The sequence below is a fragment of the Providencia sp. PROV200 genome (assembly GCF_049901995.1).
Lineage (GTDB): Bacteria > Pseudomonadota > Gammaproteobacteria > Enterobacterales > Enterobacteriaceae > Providencia > Providencia rettgeri_E.
On the sequence record NZ_CP096307.1, the window covers coordinates 573,058 to 594,530 of the forward strand.

Consider the following 21,473-nt stretch of genomic DNA (forward strand, 5'->3'; position numbering starts at 1 on the left):
ACCGCATATTGCTTAGGAAATTATCTTTTTCATGATCCATTTTTCACACTACGCAGCGGCGTTTAATATCTTAGGCACGTGCTATTTATTTTCACCAAATGACGATGCAAGCCGTTATGCGATAAGCTTTTTCAAGTTAAATGACTTTGCATCGCAATGGCCTTGTAAGATCAGTGCGCAGCTTAGTGAGCGTATCTCGGCGTCGCTAAACATCGATGCTGCGTCACTCCACACTCAATGGACAGATTTGTTTATTGGTCCCGAAGCATTACCGGCCCCGCCATGGGGCTCGGTATATCTCGACCCTGAAGGGGTATTGCAGGGCTCCTCCACGGTGGCCTTGAGTGAGTTTTTAAAACGAGAGCGTTTAAAAATTCAGACGCGTTATCCAGAACCCTCTGACCATGTTGGTTTAATGTTATTCCAAGCAGCAGTTTTGGCTTCACAAGTCAGGGAGGCTGCATTAAAAGAGCTGTTGAATGATCACTTGGGGAATTGGTTACCGCAATTTTACCAGCAATTAAATCGAACAACATGTAGCCCATTTTATAACGCATTAACGGAATTAACACTGGTTACTGTGAGGTCATGTTTATCATATTAATTCAGTATTTTTGATGGTTAAATGGTTAATTAAACGTAATATTTGAATGGGTGAAAAGTTAACAAATTTTAATTAAATGAAAATTGATTTAGTTATAATAAATGCAAATTAAAATGATTCTTACTTTACCTTTATGAGCCATAATGCATTTTTAAGCCATACTACTTGATGATGCTTTTGGATATCCATAGAGGGGGTATAAAGTGGTCAATTTATTAAATCGTTTGTTGTCCCATGAAGATGCTGGCAGGTTGTTATTACGGCTTGCAGTGGGTGGGCTCATGCTGTTTCATGGCATGAGCAAATTAATGACAGGGGCGAGTGGCATTAAAGCGCTATTAGCTTCTTATGGGTTACCTGAGTTTATCGCTTATGGAACCATTTTAGGCGAAGTGGTTGCCCCTATTTTGATTATTTTAGGGATTTTAACTCGGCCATCGGCATTATTAGTTGCCTTCACTATGGTGGTTGCATGGCTGATGATTGGGCTAGATAAAACATTCTTGCTCGATAAAACTGGCGCATGGGCGATTGAAAGTATTGTGTATTTCTTCTTAGGTGGCATTGCATTAGCATTTTTAGGTGCGGGTAAATATTCCATTATCAAAAACCCGAACTGGCGATAAATTAGTTTTTCTTTCGTGTTTGACATTGCCTTTGAAAAAAGACCATCAAAAATATTCTGATGGTCTATTTTTTTGCCCAAACTACGGGAAGTTCAAGACACGTGATTTTTTGGATTGCTGGTTATTTAAGCTATTTTAGCTATAATGGCTAATCAAGCCATTTTATATTGTAGGTGATGTATGGAAACGATCCCCGCACAAGTTGCTAAAAATCAATTTGGTGATTTGTTGATGAAAGTTCAGCGTGCACCTGTTGAAATAAGTAAGCATGGGAAGCGCGTTGCTGTTGTTATCTCTCCAGATGAATATGATCAGCTAATGCAGTTAAAATTACAGGCTTTAAAAGCGGTTTTGGCTGAATCTATTGCGCAAGCAGAACGCGGTGAACTTCATAGCATTGATGATGTATTTGCCCCGTTAGCTATGGACGAACTTGAAAATAAGGCTTAAGGATGAGCGTTAAGTTTACTCATAAAGCGAAAGGACATATCCGCTCAATTCAGCTGTATTCTCTGCGCAGGTGGGGAGCTAATGTTGCTGAGGCTTATGCGAATACATTACGTGTGACAATGACGGATATACTCGCGAACCAGCCATCTCTTGGCCGTGACCGTAGTGAAGATTTATATTTGGGCGTTTTTAGCTTCCCTGTTGAAAGTCACATCATTTATTATCGAAAAGCGCTTGAAGGCATTGAAGTGCTAGCGGTATTGCATCATACACAGGATCCAAACTCTCATTTATAAAAAGCCGGGTGGCAATAAGTTTTATTGTTAATTATTTAATATTATTAAAGAAATAGACCGTCAAAATTTTTCTGATGGTCTATTTTTTTGAAAAATATTAGTTAATTATTTTCTAACACCGTTTTACGGAAAAAGTCATCCAATAATCGGCTGTCACGGCAAGCTGGCTCCGGAAATTGCATTCGCTCTGCATTGGCGATAGCTTCCAGAACGAGCCTATCAATAGCTGCTCGCCTCGCGCCATAATCGGTTTCAACCGCATGATGCTTAATAACCAGCAATTCATCTATCTCTGCGAGTACTTTGCTATCAGTGACTGTGGCCGCGACTAATTCAGAAAATGCCATTGGTGGCATACTCTTGCTTGCTTCTATCCAACGTAAAGCTAATACCGCCCGTAATAAATAAAGATATTTTTTTAATTTAACGCGCTCACCTTTAAAATCAGTATGTAAATTGCGCTTACTTATTGATAAATAGTGATAACGTGACTTTAATGGCGAATAAAATTGTGCTGCCAGTTGCTCCAGTTGAGCAAAAAATGCCTCATCTTTATAATACACAATTGGCGAGTGCAACCACTCGATTAATGCAGGGTTTGAGTTTCGCATTAATTTCAGTGCCTTAGATAGCTCCCAACCTGATACATCTAACTCATCATCAATTGGCTTTTCTATCACATCGCGTTTTTTATCCAGTGTTAGGTACCAATCAAGTTTGTGAACATAGATAAATCGAACATCATAGTCGCTGTCGCGGGAGGCAAAGCCCCAACCGCGACTTCCGGACTCACACGCAAACAGTATTTTAACGTGATGAGTTTCTTCTATTTCTTTGAGTGTTTTTCCTATCCGTTCTCTCATTAGCACGGATACACTTTCATGGTCAGTTTCCATGCTTTCTCCTGTTATTTTTTATATTTACCCCTTCACGCACACCACTTGGCGCAGGGTATGAACAATTTCTACCAGTGATGATTGCGCAGCCATAACCGCGTCGATGTCTTTGTACGCCATCGGTATTTCGTCAATCACATCACTGTCTTTTCGGCATTCCACATGAGCGGTAGCCATCTTTTGGTCGCTGACTGAGAAACGCTTTTTGGCTTCAGTTCGGCTCATTACACGTCCTGCGCCGTGGCTACAGGAGCAAAAACTCTCTTCGTCACCTAAACCGCGCACGATAAAACTTTTGGCACCCATAGATCCCGGTATGATCCCCATTTGGCCTTTTCGAGCGGATACTGCGCCTTTTCGGGTTACCAGTACTTCTTCACCAAAGTGCTGCTCTTTTTGCACATAGTTATGGTGACAATTTACGGCCTCTTGTTGGGTCGTAAATGGTTTTGGAATTTCCCGTGACAGCGCCTCTAATACGCGGTGCATCATCACTTCACGGTTATGGCGGGCAAAGTCCTGCGCCCAACCGACCGCTTCCATATAGTCATTAAAATGCACGCTACCTTCTTCAAAGTAAGCCAGATCTCTATCGGGCAAATTAGCGATATGCTGTTGCATGTCTTTTTGCGCTAACGTGATAAACAAGTTACCAATTGCATTCCCCACTCCGCGTGAGCCGCTATGTAACATTACCCACACACGGTCTTGCTCATCCAAACATAATTCAATGAAATGATTTCCGGTTCCCAATGTCCCTAAGTGGTTGTAATGGTTCGTCTGACGCAGTTTTGGGTATTTATCACAAATACGTTTAAATTCTTCATCCAAGTGCGCCCAGTGGGTATCGACAATATCCGGTGTACGATGCCAAGCCCCTTTATCACGTCCATGTCGATGTGTGGTTCGACCGTGCGGGACAGCCGCTTCAATAGCAAAACGGATGTTTTGCAAGCTATCTGGCAAATCCGATGCTGTTAAGGACGTTCGCACGGCAATCATTCCACAACCAATATCCACGCCTACGGCCGCAGGGATAATCGCCCCTTTGGTTGGGATCACGCTCCCAATGGTTGAACCTTTCCCGACATGTACGTCAGGCATCACAGCAAGGTGTTTAAAAATGAATGGCATTTTGGCCGTATTTTGCAACTGGGTTACTGCTTTAGGGTCAACGGGTACACCGTTAGTCCACATTTTTACTGATACGCCATTTTCTTGAATTAATTCGTTGAATTTATTATTTATCATTTTTTATTCCTTAATTTTTACTAATCCGTTTAATACTTGGTCTAGACCGCCGTAAACAGAAATTTGGTCGATTCGATGTGCGATGCTTTCTAAGGTCTCAAGTTCTTTTAAACGCAGCGCGACAGGGTTGTTTTCCATCACTTTTGCGGTATTTAGCAGTGAGCGAGTCGCGGCGGTTTCTTCGCGACGGCGGATCACGTTCGCTTGTGCCGATTTTTCGGCTTCGACAACTTGGGATAAAATGGTACGCATATCCCCCGGTAAAATGATGTCTTTTACACCGATACTATCGATTTCTAAGCCAAATTCAGCCACACATTGCGCGACTTGAGCTAACATCATCTCATCAACTAATTGTTTGTTTTCTAATAGTTCATCTAAGGTTCGAGTCCCTACGATTTCTCGTATGGAAAACTGTAATTCACGGTATAAATGTTCTATAGGCTGACTCAATTTTGAGAACGCCAGCAAAACATCGTGATAGCGCCAGTTAGCGCACAGATTGATCCGCAGTGTAACTTTGTCTTTGGTTAAAATCTCTTGTCCGCTGATTTCTAATGACTGTAAACGCGTGTCTATTATCTCAACTTCCGGTTTGTGGTTGATTTTCCAATAACCGTAAGTGCCCGGTTGTAATAAATCTTGGATCTCACCATCAATTTTTAGCATTCCGACATGCCATGCAGGCACTTGGCTAATCAGTACCCATTCACTACCTTTGATACGTTTTTTACCCATCAAACGTGGCATGAATGCAGAGTCAATCACACTATTTTCTAGCGATTGCAGTTCTACCTTTAAGTTATTGCCATTTTTCCAAGACAACCGACGGGTTGCTGGTGGTAATATTTCGGTCAAACTATTATGTAAATAAACAAATCCAATCTCATCATCAGCTAAAGCAATGTCAATACAGTGCTCATCAACCCAAACAGGGTGAAATTGGCGTAAATGCTCAGCCAGTTTTTCATCAATGGGCTCATTATCGAGCGTGAACAATGTCACAGTTAATTGATTAAACCAATCGTTTAAACGGTGCTCACCCGCGGTCAGTAATTGTTTAAAATCCCCATTTTTAGAGATCAATGCGATTTGTCCTTGAGCGATATTTATTTTTTTCATTATTTTATCCTTGTTATTTTCGTTATCCGCCAGCGAAGAACATGATGAAGTGGCGAGGGGAAAAGTAGAGCGCTTTATCGAGCTGTCTAAATTTCTGCTCGCTACCCAATTAAGTTCTCGGGTGGCGGTGTGCCGCTTAACTGCTACGGCTTTTTATTTATGTTTGGAGACATAAGGTTGAGTGATGGCAGGAATCGAACCTGCATGAACCAGTTATCACGGAACATCTTCCTGACGGCGGCATACAGACCATGCAGTGGCTAAGCCACCATGTCTGTACCGGTTGAACGCGAAGTTCAGACAATTTCCGGCAGTGGATGAGTATAGTATTGCGAGAAGCGTGCCAACTCTTTTAACAATGAAATAAATATTTTTTATCTATTTGATAAATAATTAAAAAATAACTTTAAGAGAAAAGTGGGTAACATTAGCGTGGTAAATGAACTATGCTATTTGTTATCTTTTTATATCGTAGTTTATAAATATATATAAATAATATGAGCAAAAAAAATAAGGTTGTGATTGGCGTATTAGGTACTGTACTTGATAGGCGAGGTAAAAAAGCGAATCGCTGGACAAAATGGCGGCCAACGGTTGGGCTTTGCCAACAGCCTGGTTTGGATATTGGTCGTTTTGAACTGCTGCATCAGGTGAATGACTATGCCATGGCGCACCGGGTGAAAGAGGATATTGAACAAGCTTCTCCCAATACCGAAGTGGTGTTTCATGAAGTGGATATTGCAGACCCGTGGGATTTCGAAGAGGTGTATACCGCATTGTTGGATTTTTCTTCGCATTATCAATTTGATACTGATAACGAAGAGTATCTGGTACACATCACTACGGGTACCCATGTGGTACAAATTTGTTGGTTTTTATTAACGGAAGCCCATTATTTACCTGCCAAATTAATTCAAACGTCACCGAGCCAGAAAGGGCGAGAAAAAGACCCTATTGGCATTCATACTGTGATTGACCTTGATTTAAGCCGTTATACTCACATCACCAGCCGTTTTCAAAAAGAGCAGCAACAGCAGGTTTCGTTTTTAAAGTCAGGCATTGCTACACGAAACACTGCTTTTAACACTATGATCGAGCAAATTGAGCGAGTCGCATTACGTTCAAAAGCCCCGATTTTACTCAATGGCCCGACAGGGGCAGGGAAATCGTTCTTGGCACGACGTATTTATCAATTGCGTGAAAGCCGCCATCAAGTCAAAGGGCGATTTGTTGAGGTCAACTGTGCCACCTTGCGCGGTGATAATGCGATGTCGACGCTATTTGGCCATGTAAAAGGGGCGTTTACTGGGGCGTTAAATGCACGAGGTGGTTTATTAAAAGAAGCGGATGGCGGTATTTTATTTCTCGATGAAATTGCGGAGCTAGGCCTTGATGAGCAAGCGATGCTACTGAAAGCTATCGAAGAAAAACGCTTTTTTCCTTTTGGTGCAGATAATGAAATCCACAGTGATTTTCAACTGATCGCAGGGACGCATCGTAACCTCGCAGAGCAAGTCGAGGAAGGCAAGTTTCGCGAAGATTTATACGCCCGTATCAATATGTGGACATTTACCTTACCGGGGTTAAAAGAACGGCGTGAAGATATCGAACCGAATATCGATTATGAATTAGCTAAGTTTTGCCAAGATCAGCAAAGCCAAATCCGCTTTGATAGCGAAGCCCGCAGTGTGTATGTGAAGTTTGCTTGTTCCCCGCGGGCCCTGTGGCGTGGTAATTTCCGCGAACTGGGCGCCTCGATTAGCCGAATGGCGACCTTCGCCGAACGAGGGCGTATCACCAAAGCGGTGGCCGAAGAGGAAATTAGCCGCTTGCAAGCCCAATGGCAAACAAAATCAACCAATACATTACCACAGCAAATTGGTGAAATTGATTTATTCGATAAGCAACAGTTGGCAACGGTACTTGAAGTGTGTCGCCGTTCAGCTTCCCTTTCCGAAGCGGGGCGCGAGCTATTTGCCGTTTCGCGGCAACATAAAAAACAGCCCAATGATGCGGATAGGCTGCGAAAATATCTCGCCAAGTTTGGGTTGGATTGGGATGGCGTGAAGGGGAGGAAAGGGAATTGATAATAAAAAGCCCCCATGAGGGGGCTGATAGGATAAAAAATAACAATAATCTAAACCTAATTACAATTAATACTCCTTAACACACACCATACCACGCTCACCGGCATTAAAAGGACTGTCTAGGTAGGTATGCGATTGTAAATTGTATAAGGTTATGTGCTTGGTCATTACCCAAATCCAGTTTTGTGTTGCTATTTGGTTTAGTTTTATGTTGTCGTTAATGGTTTTCTCTGGCCACTGGGTGAATAACGAGATCTTGCTATGTTTTAGATCTTCTGCTGTGGCCATTCTTTGAGAATTAGTACAATATCCTCTCGCAGCATTAAAGGCCAATTTTGGTCCAGCGCTGTACCACTTATTCATGTTAAAGGTATATACCATATTCTTGCTATTCGTTGTTTTAGGTCTTCCTGTGATGGTGACTTTTGCAGTGTTGCTGCCTTCCGGGTGTTTATTCAGTGTTACAACACCTTTGCTATCAATAGATAACCAATTTTGGTCAACCTCCCAGTTATAGTTAGAAGCACTGCCTAGTGAAGGGGTGATGGCAAATTGTGCTCCAGTAAATCCGGTAGAAGGGAATTGCTTATCAACCGCATAGGTTTCCTTAGTACCTAACGGTGTAATTGATATTTTGCTGTAATTGACAATCTGAATAATTTGACTATTGCCCTTATAATCAATTGAGTCACTGAATAATTTGATGTCAATAATCTCTGAATGAGGCGTGTTTTTGTACTCAACAGTATATGTTCCTGCCGATGTTTCTAGCATATCTGCCGGTATCCACCCAGACCTTACGTTTGATGTGATTACTATTTTTGGTTTTTTCCCTGTAATCAAATGACCATTATCATCTTTAAGCGTTAGCTGTATCGTAGTAGTTTTGATATCAGTTGTGCTTGTTTCATAGGTACTCGCAGTGAGTGAGCTTTTCCCTGGGGCAAATACAGGTGCGCCAGCTTCAATAGTGATCACTTCAGGGCGACTATTGGCATTGCCTGCACCTGCTGAAATTATATACTCTCCAGGTTTTGTAAAACTGAGCGTTCCTTTATATTGGCGAGTGAAAGTATCGCTTGTTATATCCCACTTTTCTTTAATAGATGATGATTTTTGATTTTTATTATGTATTGCAATATCGCTGTCATTAACAAATACGTCATTACCATACTTATCCTTGGCTTTTAACTCAAATCTAACATTTTCACCGATGTTGATATTTGTTTGAGCAAGTTTCAATTCAACGGATGCAACGTAATCAGGGTGACTGAATGGGGTAACTGATATCTGTGTGGTATCAGAAACGGCATTCACTTTTGCTGTCAGAGCATGTTGTGCTGTTTGAGTCAGTGATACAGTGGCACTATATTCCCCTTTCTTCTGTGTATTTTCTTGCCATGCCGTTATTAGCACTGAACTTGGTTTTTGAACATTAGTTAAGTTGATATCTGTTTCTTTTAATCCAGTGACGCCATTGTAATATTGGTCAGTTAATGTGAATGTTAACTTGAACTCTTGCCCTGGCTGAGTAGTTAATTTCCCTGAACTATCAGCGGTTATTGAAGATGTCATACTGATCTTAGCCACATGTTTAACACCTTTCGGGCTGTCAACCGTGATAGTGGTATCTGAAGAGTGTCCATTAACCTTGGCGGTTAGTGGATGTGCTTTGGCCTTAGTTAGCGCTAAGCTGGATGTGTACTTACCCTCATTGCCTTCAACCCAAGCTATTGGTATTAATGTATTTAAATGTTCCAGTGTGATATCAGAAATATTAACCGCAACAACGCCATTACCGAATTTATCTTTTAAGCTGAGTTGAAGCTCGGCGTCAGCATTAATTGCCACTGTTTTTGGTGCATTTAACTCTACTTTCGCGACATTTTTGGCACCTTCTTGCGGTTTTACATCAATTTCGATATTTTTTACCTGTTTATTTACCTCAACCGATAATGTGTGCTTTTTAACTTTCTCTAACGTGACCTGAGCCGTATAGAAACTACCGTGTGAAGATGCTTTCACCCATGGTGCTTTAGTGTAAATCGTGCTGTCGGTATTTTTGAATATAATATCTTTTGTCGTGATATCTGCCACTTCATTACCGTAACTATCGAGCATGATTAGGGTTAATGTGGTGTTTTCGCCTGCACTCATTGAAGCTGCGGCAGTGGTTAATTTAATTTCGCTAACATTGCTAGCCCCTTTCAATGCTTTCACCATGATTTCCTTGGTATCGGCATCTTGCTTATTCACCGTCGCCGTTAAGGTATGTTTACCGACTTTGGTTAATGGCAAGGTGGCTTTATACACGCCAGCTGATCCCATATTCCAAGCAATATTGTTGCTATCGATAGTTTCTGCGGTATGGCTATCTTTTAATGCAATATCAGCCCCATTGATGCCAGTAACCAAATTGCCATATTGGTCTTTCAGTTCTAACGTTAATTCAACTTTTTTACCTGCATCAAATGTATTGAGGTTTGTGGTCATTTTTGCGGATTTCACCACATCTTTTCCACTTGGATAGGTTGCTTCCACGGTTTGTATACGGCTTGGGCGGTTATTTATGGTGGCTTTAAACTGATAATCACCAACAGTGCTTAATTGCTGCTTGGTAGTATATACGCCATCTTGTGGATTAGCCCATGTAACGTTGGCTAGTTTTCCATTATTGGTGAGCTGAATAGCCCCTGTATCGATATTAATAACACCGTTATCAACGATATCCGTTAAGGCTAACGTTAATTGCACTTCTTTACCTGCTTCAATAGTACCTTCATGGGTTTCAAGGGTGGCTTTATGGACATGCTTTACGCCTTTAGCTGGAGCAACGGTTAGCTCAAGTTTATCGCTGAGTAGTTTATCTACTACGACTTGAATAGACTGCTTATGTAGCTTATTCATGGTGAGTTCTTGAGTATATAGTCCACCATTTAGCTCTTTCCATGCAGAGCCTGAATGTAAATCAGTTAATAATTTCAATGAACTCGCAGCACCAGTCAGCTTGTTATCAAACTTATCTTTTAGCCCTACAGTGAGAGTGACTTTATCTCCAGAATTGACTGTGGACGTTTTCGCGCTGTGGGTAATCGAAATAGCCTCTAATGAGCCTCGTAAACGGTCTTTATCATAAGATGTGATTGGGATTTCTATTGGTGGATTGACGACCCATTCAGCCGTTTCTGACTGTCCGTTAATGTCTACTTTGATTTTGTAACGGCCTGCTTTGGTTGCAGGGAGTTGAGCGGTATATTTATTTAATACATTTTTTTCCATAAATATAATGTTTTGCTTTTGTCCATTAATTGTCACTGTAATATCGCTACTGTTGATATTCTTAACAGGATTTTTATATTGGTCAGTTAAGCCAATAGATAGTGATGATGGTTGCCCTGCATCACTGTTGATTATTGGTGAAATAGTGATGGTTTTCACGGCATCTTTGCCTGATGGCGAATTGACCGTGATATTTGTTGTATCTGTGAACTGACCAATACCCGCTATCAGACGATATGTTTTCACGTCACTAAGTATGATGCTGGTGGTATAGATACCTAAGTCATGGTTATCTTCATCCCAAATAGCGGGTATTTTATTATTATTGGCGGTCAGTGTGATCGTGTTATTATTGAGGTGAATAACTGGATTGTTATTCATATCAGTTACTTTTAGCGATAATGTGGCTTTGTTGCCCGCAGTAATATCACTTAAGTTTGTTGTCAGTTGAACTTTATTTATCTGGTTTTGGTTGGTTGATGGTAATGCGTTAATCAGTACATTATTACTTTGTGTTAGGTTAACAGTTGCTTTTAGGGAGTGAACTCCTGCAATTGCGACCGTTATTGATGCAGTATAGGTACCATTCCCTTTTGATTGCCAATTTAAACCTGTAATGTTTTTCTTAATATGCGCATCATTTATGGTGATATCTTTCGCCATGACCCCTTCAACACCATTATTCCATTGGTCTGCTAATGTTAGTGTTAGCTCTGTGTTACTTCCCACCGCTAATTGGTTCGTACTGACTTTTAGCCCAACCGTTTTTACTTGTGCAGAGCCAGTTAGCGCGCTGACATGAATCGCCAGTGGGGTATTGGCATGTTGATTAACTCGGCTAACAAAAGTGTTTTTTCCTTGTTGATGTAATGGGAGTGTAGTGGTGTAAATACCTGCCCCTTTCTCTAACCAGGTCAGTTTAGGGACTGGTGTATGGTTATGCTCTAATTGAATGTCGTTGGTTTGTACCTTTTCAACACCATTGCCATGGCTATCAGTTAATGTTAATTGCAATTCGGCAGTTTCACCTACCCTAAACGTCCGGTTGGGCGCCTTTAATGCCACATGGTTTACGACAGATTTACCTAGTGGTGCTTCAACATCGATAACCTGTGATTGGCTAATGCCATTGGCTGTGGCTTTTAAAGTATCGGTGCCTAACTTACTCAATAATAAGTCAGCGGTATAAGTACCATCCGCATTGTCTTTCCATATGACAGAGCCTGACTGTTGATGAGCGATAGCGATACTGTTGCTGGAGACTTCTTTTAACCCATTACCAAAGGCATCTTTCAACGTGATGGTGAGTGTGACTTTATTGCCAGCTTTGAGGTTAGCGGTTGGGGCAACGATAAACTGCACCTCATTGACGACTTTGTGTTGGCCTTTTTTTCCACCACCATTGCTAGCCGCAGCCGCAATTGGTGCAGGGTTGCTAACATCAAATGGCTTTTTGTTTGATACGACATTCGTTGTAGGAATAGACACCACAATATTGTGTTGACCGCTTTGTTGGCCGGGTAATGTTCCAACATAATTACCACTAGGGGCTTGACCCACTGACATAGAAAACGGTTTTTGCTGATCGATAATAACGGACAAGTTGGTGATATTGGATACTGGGTGCCCATTTTTGTCAGTCAAAGAGACGATGACTGTATTATCAGCTCCTGCTCCTACCGGTAAAATGTGGATGACGTCTACGTTTTTGACCTCATTGGCCCCTTTACTGTTTATCACCTCAATATCGATAGTTTGGCTGCTAATATTGTTTACGGTGGCTATTAACGCATCTTTCCCGAGTGTTTTTAAAGCTAAATTAGCGGTATAGGTGCCATTATGGTGATCAACCCAAGTCACTTTACCGATTTGGTTATGTGCTAATGTGATGTTTTTAACATCAATACCGCTAAGCGCATTATCAAACGCATCTTTTAAGGTTAGTGTGAGTTTTACGGTATCACCGGATTTAAAGTTTGGTGCGTTTGTCGCAGCGAGCGCAACGGTATTCACCACACCAGCCTGGCCTTGAACACCTGAGCCATCAGTTTTTGTTGTTTGAAGCGTTTTGGCGGCAGTAACCGGCCAAGTTTGTTGAGCTTTCTGCTTATTGGCCGTCACTTTAACCAGATAGTTTCCTGTTTTTTGCGCAGGTAAAGTGGCGATATAAGTGCCTTTATCCGTTTGAGATTCAACAAATGTTAAGTTGAGTGGCTTATCATTGAGAGTGATTTTGATGTCATCCGCAATGTGTGTCACACCATGACGATTGCTATCAACGGCTTGTACGCTAATGGTTTGCTCTGAGCCAGCTGCCGATGGGGAGATAGCGGCAATAACCAGTTGATTAACTTGCTTGATATCAGTGGAATTTGTCACAATGATGTTTTCTGACAAACTATTGATACCGTTAACAGTGGCGATTAATGTATCGTTCCCCAATACCGTTAATGGCAAGGTCGCGGTGTATTGCCCATTGTTATGGTCAGCCCAAACGACATGACCTGCCTGCTTGTGCTTCAGTGCAATGTGGTTGCTGGAGACGCCTTTCAGTGGGTTATTAAAATGGTCTTTTAAGGTAACCATGAGTAGTAAGTTGTCGCCGGATACGAAACGGGTTGCTGCCGTGGTCAGTTCAACTTGGCTAACGACACCGCACTGGTCTTTTTTCCCACTCCCACTTAGGCTTACAGTGACCGTATCGGGTTTTGTCACGGTAAGCGTTTTGGTGGAGGATGTTTTTTTATTCGCGGTGATAGCAACCGAATAAGATCCACTTTGTTGACCCGGTAATTTCCCTGTGTAGCGGCCATCTGTTTGTTGAGTGACGGCAATATTTAGCGGCTGTTGTTTCTCAATATTCACCGTGACTTCAGTGATCCCCATGACTACGTTATTGTTGATATCGTTCAAAGATACTGTAAAGGTGCCTTCTGCACCGGCTTGCGGGCTGGCGATATTAACAATATCAATCTGATGGATATGGCTATTTCCAACTGTTTTTTCAACATTAATACCAACTGGCGCACTTTTTATCAGGTTAACCGTTGCCACTAAGCTATCTTTGCCCAATGTCGTTAACAGTAAATCAGCGGTGTAGGTGCCATTATGGTGATCAACCCAAGTCACTTTACCGGTTTGGTTATGCACTAAAGTGATGTTTTTAACATCAATATTGCTAAGCGCATTATCAAACGCATCTTTTAAGGTTAGCATGAGTTTTACTGTGTCAGCGGATTTAAAGTTTGGTGCGTTTGTCGCAGCGAGCGCAACGGTATTCACCACACCGGCTTGGCCTTGAACACCTGAGTCATCAGTTTTTGTTGCTTGGATCGTTTTGGCGGCAGTAACCTGCCAAGTTTGTTGAGTTTCCTGCTTATTGGCACTGATCTTGACGGTATAGTTACCGGTTTTTTGGGCTGGTAAGGTTGCAGTGTAAGTGCCCTTAATGGTTTTAGATTCAACAAATTTTAAATTAAGTGGTTTGTCATTGAGGGTAACGTTGATGTTATTCTCAATTTGAGTCACACCATGGTTATTAGCATCAACGGCTTGTACGGTAATTTGCTGTTTTGTTCCTGCTGCGGATGGTGTAATCGTTGTAACGATGAGTTTGCTCACCTGTTTAATATCAGCAGTATTTTCCACGGTAATATTTGCTACCGAACTATTGATGCCGTTAACGGTGGCGGTTAATACATCGCTCCCCAGTACCTTTAATGGCAAGGTCGCGGTGTATTGGCCATTGTTATGGTCAGTCCAAACCACATGACCTGCCTGCTTGTGCGCTAGTGCAATGTGGTTGCTGGAGACGCCTTTCAGTGGGTTATTAAAGCTATCTTTTAGCTCGACAGCTAACTGTAAATGATGACCCGATACCGAACTTACTGATGCAGTTTTCAGTTCAACATGGCTAACGACGCCGCGCTGCTCTTTTTTGCCACTTCCATTTGCGGTCGCAGTAACTGTATCAGGTTTTGTCACGACGAATGTTTTTTTAGCCGAATTTTGTTGATTGGCGCTAATAACCACGTCATAAGACCCACTTTGTTGCCCAGATAATACCCCTATGTAGCGGCCATCTGCTTGTTGAGTGACATTAATGTTTTCTGGTTTTTGCTTACCGATGGTGGCTTCAACACTTTGGATACCGTCGATTACGTTACCTTGAGCATCGGCCAATACCACCGTGAAGGTGCTTTCTGCACCAGCGGCTGCGCTGGTGATATCGTTAATATTGATTTTATGGATCGCGTTATTACCTAACTGTGGTTTGACATCAATAACAAGGGTTGGGCTTTGTACATTATTTACAGTGATAAATAAGTGATCTTGCCCTAATTGCGTTAGAACTAAGTTAGCCGTATAGCTTCCATCTTTTTGGGCTATCCAAGTGGCTTTACCCGCTTGTTTATGGGTGAGAGATTGCGCTAAATCAACGCCAGTTAATGGGTTACCAAAGGCATCTTCCAATGTCGCGCTTAGCTTTAACGCACCGCCAGATTTTAGGTTGTTATTTGGGGAAATGGCGAATATTGCACGATTAACGACGCCGCGATAATGTGGTTTACCACCATGATTGATAGCAATGGGGGAAGGAGCGCTAACGGTTAAGGTTGATTCTGTGGATTTAACACCACCAACAGTGGCAATAATTTTATGAACGCCTGATTGTTGGCCAGAAAGCATGCCAATATAGGTTCCTTTGTTATTGGTTACTTCAGTGATCTTAAACAGTTCTTCAGCGCCATCGATAGAGATGACTGCGTTACTCTCTATCCCTGTAATGGGTTGGTCATTGGTATCAGTGATTGATAGTGTGATGGAACTCGTCTCACCCGCAGCGGGTTTAGCGATATCTTTGATTTTAACTTGCTTGATTTGCGAGGTTCCAATAGCACTTCCCACGTTAATATTCAGTGGGGAAGTGGTTATTTTGTTCACTTTCACGGTTAAAGTATCTTGGCCAATTTTGGTGAGAGGCAAAAGAGCCGTGTAATCGCCGTTGCGGAGGTCTATCCAAGTCACAGAGCGATTGCTAGGTTGTCGATGATTTAACTGAATACTCGCGCCACTGAGCCCTTCAAGGGGGTTACCAAATGCATCTTTAAGTGTCACGGTTAATTGTAATGACTGCCCTGATTTTAGGTCGTTAACCGCTGATGAGGCCAATGTAACAGTTTGAATGACGCCACGCTGATTTCCTATACCACTTCCATGTTTGTCTTTCACGGCGATGGTTGCAGGGGTCTTAACTGTCCAAAGTTTTGATGCAGTTTTATTATTCGCCGTCACTTTAACGGTATATTTACCTGTATTTTGTGCAGATAACGTTCCTGTATAAATACCTTCTTGAGTGAGTGACTCTGTTAAAACAATCGGTGTTGACTGGCCGTCGATATTTGCCGTTATCATGCTACTAATCATGGTGACGGGGTGCTGATATTTATCAGTGACTTTCACTGTGATAGTTTGGTTTTCACCTGCTTCACTCGGGGAAATAGGCTCCAGCTCGATATTTGCAATTTTATTGATATCAGTCGTATTACTTACTGTAATGGAAATCGATTGTGACTTATAACCGTTAATAGAGGCGAATAAGTCATTAGAGCCAGTTTGTGTTAACAGTAACGAAGTCGTGTAAGCACCATCACCTTTATCTAACCATTTCAGCGAGCTTGCCTTATATCCATCCAAAATGATATTACTGGTGTCGAGAGCCGTTAACGGGTTATTAAATGCATCAAAGATGGCGACAGTGATATCCAGTTTGTCACCTGATTGCAGACGTGAGATATCACCTGTTGTCATGGTAATGTTATTGATAACGCCTCGTTCACCTCGATTACCCGTTCCACTTGAGTTGTTCGAGCGAATTGGGGTCGGTTTTTTCACCTCCAAAGTATCTTTAGCGGAGCTTTGGCCGTTCACCGTGGCAGTAATTTTATGAACACCCGCTTGCAGCGCTGGTAGTGTGATTTCATAAATACCCGGTTTCCCTTCTTTTGCGGGCAGGGTGTGCTGGAAGCCATCAATCTCAATAACCATTTCCTGTTCACCGGCCACCGGGTTGCCGTTGCTATCGGTTAATTGAACGGTCAATATGCTGGTTGAACCTGCGGCAGGTTTTTCTGTTTGAATGATGCCAACGTTACTGACTTTGTCTTTCCCTTTGGCAGGGTTAACTTGGACCGATTTGACGGGGGTTTTATGGCCGTTAATTGATGCGGCGAAGTCTTTCGAACCCATTTCAGTTAATGTGAGAGTGGCGGTATAAGAACCATCGCCATTGTCTGTCCAGACTGGATTGTCGCTATATCCATCAAGGGTAATGTTGTTGGTATTGAGCTCAATTAAACCGTTATTAAAGGCATCGGTGATGGTCACGGTGATTTCAAGTTGATCGCCAGACTGTAAGTTACTGGTATTGCCTGTTGTCATCGCAATACTATTGACTACACCTTTTTCCCCTTTGGTACCTGTTCCGTCTGGTTTTTTTGACTTAATTGGAATTGGTTTTTTTACCACTAAGATAGCGTCAGTTGAACTTTGACTATTCACATTTGCGCTAATGTTGTGATTACCCGCTTGCAGTGCTGGTAAGGTGACCTCATAAATACCCGGTTTTCCTTCTTTTGCCGGAAGCTTATGGGCTTGTCCATCAATATTGACGGTAATTTCAGTTTCACCGACAACTGGGTTGCTATGTTTATCACTTAATTCGATTGTCACAATGCTATTTGTGCCTGCCGCTGGTATCTCTGTTTTGGTGATTTTTACCTTATCAACATGGGACGTCCCTACGGCATTATTGACCTGTACTTCTGCATGTGGGCTGTGGATACCATTGATGGAGGCCGTTAAATCATTGCTACCAACGTCGGTTAAGGTCAAGGTCGTGGTATAAGAGCCATCGCCATTATCTACCCAATTTAAGGTATTTCCTTTGTGTTTACCGATATCGATGTTACTGGTATTTAAGCCAGCTAAGCCGTTACCAAAGGCATCAGTTACCGCTACCGTGATTTCAAGAGGATTACCGGATTCAAAACGGTGAGTGTGATCAAGTGTGATTGCGACTTTGTCGATAACGCCTTTTTCACCTTGTTGACCTGTACCATTCGAATTATTCGGGCTAATTGGGGTCGGTTTTTGCACTTCTAAAGTATCTTTAGGGGAGCTTTGGCCATTTATCACGGCAGTAATTTGATGATTACCTGCTTGCTGTGCTGGCAGTGTGACCTCATAAATACCGGGCTTCCCTTCTTTTGCTGGCAAGGTGTGTGGGGTGCCATCAATCTCAATAACCATTTCCTGTTCACCGACTACTGGATTGCCATTTTTATCGGCTAATTGAACGGTCAGGGTGCTGGTTGAACCTGCGGCGGGTTTTTCTGTTTGAATAATTTCAACTTTACTGACTTTGTCTTTTCCTTTGGCATTGCTAACTTGGACTTGTTTTTGCGGGCTCTTAGTACCATTGATGGAAACGGTGAGGTCATTATTGCCGACGCTGGTTAGTGGCAAGGTGGTGGTATAAGAGCCATCACCGTTATCAGCCCATACCAATGTATCGCCTTTGTGTTTACCAATATTGATATTATTGGTGTCTAAGCCTGACAAGCCGTTGTTAAAGGCATCGGTAACGGACACGACGACCTCAAGTTTATCGCCAGATTGCAGATGGCTAGTATCGCCTGTCGTGATAAAAATATTATCGACAACACCTAGTTCGCCTTTTTGCCCTGTACCGCTTGGGTTTTTAGGTTTAACAGGCCGTGGTTTATCAACAATAAGTGGTTCTTTTGGTGATCCTTTCCCGTTAACGATTACAGAAACAATATGGTTGCCTGCGAGTTGACCCTGAATAATGACGTCATAAATACCTGGAGATGTTTCTGTCACAGGTAAAGTATGTGGTTGGCCATCAATATTGACAATCACGTCTGTTTCACCAACAACGGGGTTGCTATGTTTATCTGTTAACTCGAAGGTTATAGTGCTATCTATACCTGCCGCAGGCTTTTCTACTTTAATGATTTTGACTTTATCAACATGGATAGTTCCAGTGGCATTACCGACCTGAATATCAGTTTTCAAGCTAGTGGTGCCATTAATAGAAGCGGTTAAATCATTGGTACCAATCTCCGTTAATGGCAACGTGGTGGTGTAAGACCCGTCGCCATTATCTGTCCATATCAGCTTATCGCCTTTATGTTGACCAATATCGATGTCATTGGTATTTAAACCCGTAAGTCCATTATTAAATGCATCAGTAATGGTGACAGTGACGTCAAGAGTATCTCCCGATTGTAAACCGTGGGTTCGGTTTGGCGTGACGACGATATTTTCAATAACGCCTTTCTCCCCTTTTTGGCCTGTGCCGTTTGAGTTGTTTGGGGAAATTGGTTTTGGCGGCTCAACAATTAACGTTTCTGGAGAGGAGGTTTGCCCATCAATGGTGACGGTGATACTTGGCGTACCAGTATGTTGTCCCGGTAATTTTCCGGTGTAGATACCACTACCAGGATGGCTTTCAGTGATCGTAATTGGTGTTGGTTTGCCATCGATGTTCACGATGACAGAACCATCAGCGCCAGAAATAGGGTTGTTGTTTGTATCAGTCAGTGAAATGGTGATAGTGCTGTCTGTGCCAGCAGCGGCTTGCGCAAGGTCGACAATCGTGACATGGGCTAATTGGCCAAATACAAAATGGGTTTCTACCGTGACACTTTGCTCATTCAGTGTTGCTGTTATTTTGGCAGGCCCTGCGACTTGGCTTTTTACCTCGACTTCAGTGTTACCCTGTTCATCGGTTGGGCTTAGCTGCTTGGCTGTTGCATTTCTTGCCTCAAGTTGCAGTACAGCGTCTTTAATGGGGTGTGCATTATTATCAGTAACATGGAATTGAATCTTGTTATTGGATGTCCCATCGGCGATCGCATTATTATTGAGGATATTAAAATGCTTAATATGCGCTTGATGCGTATCGGCAATAAAGAAAAAGGCGGTTTCAATGGGGACGCCACCATTTGGCACTACCTGAATTCGGTGTTCACCCGTAGCTAAAGTGGTGAATTGAATCGAAGCTTCCCCTTTTATATTGGTGACAATTTTATATTTTTGTTTGTCAGTTGATTTTGCCGCCTGCATTTTTTTGAATAAATTGCTAAATGCCATTCTTGAAGAGGTGGCTTTTTGTGTGACGAATTTAAGTCCCGCAGGGAGAATAAATGTCACTGTTGAGTCTGGCGCGATATTATTAAAACTATCTCTGGCCGTAATCGTTAATGTATTAATATCTTGGCCGTTAGCAATCGCATTTCCTTGCTTGATAACCTCACTTGGGTTAATTGATAATATGCCTGAGTTTGTAACTTCAACCAAAGTTGTGGCTTGTGGTGAAACATTTCCTTTACTGTCAAAGGCTGTTACCGTGAATCGGTAAAGGTTGATTTTCTTCCTTTCTTGTTCGGTCATTGCCACTTTATAAGATGGCAATTTGACTCTTGTAGACGTACCGTCGAGGATTATTTCGCCCCCAGCAGCTAAAAATTCAGGCGCTTGTACAGCCAATTGATCTAACGGATATTTGGTATTGAGGGTATTAATTAAAGGTAATAATTCCCCTGTTTTTCCTTGGATTATTGAGGGTAAGGATAGGGTTATCAGGGTTTTCTTTTGGTATTCCAGTACGATATTGTTATTACGATTCACAAAATCATAGCGACTGCCCATTAAACGACGAGCATCGCCCACTTTACTTGGGTCAAGCTGTTCTGCGAGGCTCTTACCCAGTGCCCAAGTAAACTGGACTTTGGCATTAGTTTCACTTAATCCACCACTGATTTTTTGTTCTGCGCTTAAAGTTACCAGTGAGAATGGAGTCCAGTTTATGCCAACCGTTGTGGCAAGAGGGTCTTTCTGGCGCTTATCTTTGCCAAATAGGGCGACATCGTCGCCAAAATACTGCTCAAATTTAAGGTTTCCGCCAATATTTGGGTAAGAGGGCAACCAGCCCTCAGCGTGTAAATCCCATCCATTAGCCGGGCGGGCATTGTAGTCATTCTTTAATTCAGGAGCACTACGCCATGCTGATGTACGCAAATAAGTATTGGCACTCAGTTTTAAGAAGTCTTGTGCGTACTCGGCCCCAAACCCTAGGCGAGAGTGGTAGCGAGATAAATCATGGTCAAAAAAGGCATTGATGCCCATCATGCTCTCTGGGGTAAAGCGACGAACCCCAATACCATTATTGGTCTGTAAGCGGCCATCAGTACGATGAAGATTATGTTGGGTAAACAATAATAAATCTGTACTGTCATACCAAGGAATTAACCAATCTAATTGGGTATTTTTAATGGTTAATTTTTTATCTACGTCAACACTGAATTTGGCATTACCGGTTTTGGATAACCAACGATTTATCTCATCTGTTGCCGCATTTGTGGCTTTACTACGAGCGAAGTCTTGTGCCATATCAGCAAGATCTGCCGCCTTTTTCTTACCAGAGACAAAACGCGCAGCGCTTTGGCTATATTCAGCAATCAGCTTCTCTGTTTTATCATCATCGGTTAGTACGGAGGCACTTCCCAGAGTAGGTAGGTCATCAGGCGTGAGCATTTTTGCATAGCTTGGCATAACTGGCACGATGGCCGAAGACCATATTGCAGTAAAGAGCACAAAACCATTTGAGATTTTATGTCTCATTGTTGGCTTTGTGGTTGACGTAGCGGGGTTCATTCAATTTATTCCTAGTTTCAATATTAACTGGGTTATTGTTGAATGCTTATAGTGGTAAGAGCTTGTGAATTAGTTTGACTTAAACAGAAGCGGAATTTGCAAGGTGGAAAAACGCGGAA

9 protein-coding genes are annotated in these 21,473 nt (G+C 42.2%); 5 read left to right on the top strand and 4 right to left on the bottom strand.

Going from position 1 to position 21,473, the window contains the following annotated elements; all coding sequences use genetic code 11:
* Nucleotides 1–31: 31 nt before the first annotated feature.
* From M1E86_RS02495 to M1E86_RS02510, 4 genes are all read left to right on the top strand, one after another.
* Complete coding sequence (locus M1E86_RS02495) at nt 32–604, top strand: molecular chaperone TorD family protein (protein ID WP_125892892.1); 573 nt, start codon at nt 32–34, stop codon at nt 602–604.
* A 203-nt stretch (nt 605–807) separates the two neighbouring features.
* Nucleotides 808–1,230 carry a DoxX family protein gene (locus M1E86_RS02500; RefSeq protein WP_125892890.1) on the top strand — a complete coding sequence of 141 codons (423 nt, stop codon included), beginning with the start codon at nt 808–810 and terminating at the stop codon, nt 1,228–1,230.
* A gap of 180 nt (nt 1,231–1,410) precedes the next feature.
* Nucleotides 1,411–1,680: a type II toxin-antitoxin system Phd/YefM family antitoxin gene (locus M1E86_RS02505; protein WP_125892888.1), complete on the top strand. Its 270-nt coding sequence runs from the start codon at nt 1,411–1,413 to the stop codon at nt 1,678–1,680.
* Between the two features lie 2 nt (nt 1,681–1,682).
* Entirely contained in the window at nt 1,683–1,976 is a 294-nt protein-coding gene (locus M1E86_RS02510) for a type II toxin-antitoxin system RelE/ParE family toxin (RefSeq protein WP_213914038.1), read from the top strand.
* A gap of 101 nt (nt 1,977–2,077) precedes the next feature.
* Here M1E86_RS02510 and M1E86_RS02515 read toward each other — a convergent pair whose 3' ends face one another.
* Genes M1E86_RS02515 through M1E86_RS02525 form a run of 3 tightly spaced genes read right to left on the bottom strand, consistent with a single transcriptional unit; the run spans nt 2,078 to nt 5,245 of the window.
* Complete coding sequence (locus tag M1E86_RS02515; protein WP_125892884.1) at nt 2,078–2,872, bottom strand: nucleotidyltransferase domain-containing protein; 795 nt, start codon at nt 2,870–2,872, stop codon at nt 2,078–2,080.
* A gap of 24 nt (nt 2,873–2,896) precedes the next feature.
* Nucleotides 2,897–4,123, bottom strand: coding sequence for an RtcB family protein (locus M1E86_RS02520; RefSeq protein ID WP_213914037.1), 1,227 nt, complete (start codon nt 4,121–4,123; stop codon nt 2,897–2,899).
* A gap of 3 nt (nt 4,124–4,126) precedes the next feature.
* Nucleotides 4,127–5,245, bottom strand: a complete 1,119-nt coding sequence (locus tag M1E86_RS02525) for a slipin family protein (protein ID WP_213914035.1) — start codon at nt 5,243–5,245, stop codon at nt 4,127–4,129.
* A 497-nt stretch (nt 5,246–5,742) separates the two neighbouring features.
* Between M1E86_RS02525 and rtcR the strand changes: the two genes are divergently transcribed.
* The gene (gene rtcR / locus M1E86_RS02530) at nt 5,743–7,332 is read left to right on the top strand and encodes an RNA repair transcriptional activator RtcR (protein ID WP_426099239.1); all 1,590 of its coding nucleotides are present in this window, start codon (nt 5,743–5,745) and stop codon (nt 7,330–7,332) included.
* A gap of 66 nt (nt 7,333–7,398) precedes the next feature.
* On the opposite strand, the gene M1E86_RS02535 is transcribed toward rtcR, so the two are convergent.
* Complete coding sequence (locus tag M1E86_RS02535) at nt 7,399–21,354, bottom strand: invasin domain 3-containing protein (protein WP_213914031.1); 13,956 nt, start codon at nt 21,352–21,354, stop codon at nt 7,399–7,401.
* Nucleotides 21,355–21,473 lie beyond the last annotated feature (119 nt).

What these genes read in the sequence shown, in the direction of transcription:
- M1E86_RS02495 (WP_125892892.1), top strand. Translation starts at nt 32, where the DNA reads ATGATCCATTTTTCACACTACGCAGCGGCGTTTAATATCTTAGGCACG.
- M1E86_RS02505 (WP_125892888.1), top strand. Translation starts at nt 1,411, where the DNA reads ATGGAAACGATCCCCGCACAAGTTGCTAAAAATCAATTTGGTGATTTG.
- M1E86_RS02510 (WP_213914038.1), top strand. Translation starts at nt 1,683, where the DNA reads ATGAGCGTTAAGTTTACTCATAAAGCGAAAGGACATATCCGCTCAATT.
- M1E86_RS02515 (WP_125892884.1), bottom strand. Translation starts at nt 2,872, where the DNA reads ATGGAAACTGACCATGAAAGTGTATCCGTGCTAATGAGAGAACGGATA.
- M1E86_RS02520 (WP_213914037.1), bottom strand. Translation starts at nt 4,123, where the DNA reads ATGATAAATAATAAATTCAACGAATTAATTCAAGAAAATGGCGTATCA.
- M1E86_RS02525 (WP_213914035.1), bottom strand. Translation starts at nt 5,245, where the DNA reads ATGAAAAAAATAAATATCGCTCAAGGACAAATCGCATTGATCTCTAAA.
- rtcR (WP_426099239.1), top strand. Translation starts at nt 5,743, where the DNA reads ATGAGCAAAAAAAATAAGGTTGTGATTGGCGTATTAGGTACTGTACTT.
- M1E86_RS02535 (WP_213914031.1), bottom strand. Translation starts at nt 21,354, where the DNA reads ATGAACCCCGCTACGTCAACCACAAAGCCAACAATGAGACATAAAATC.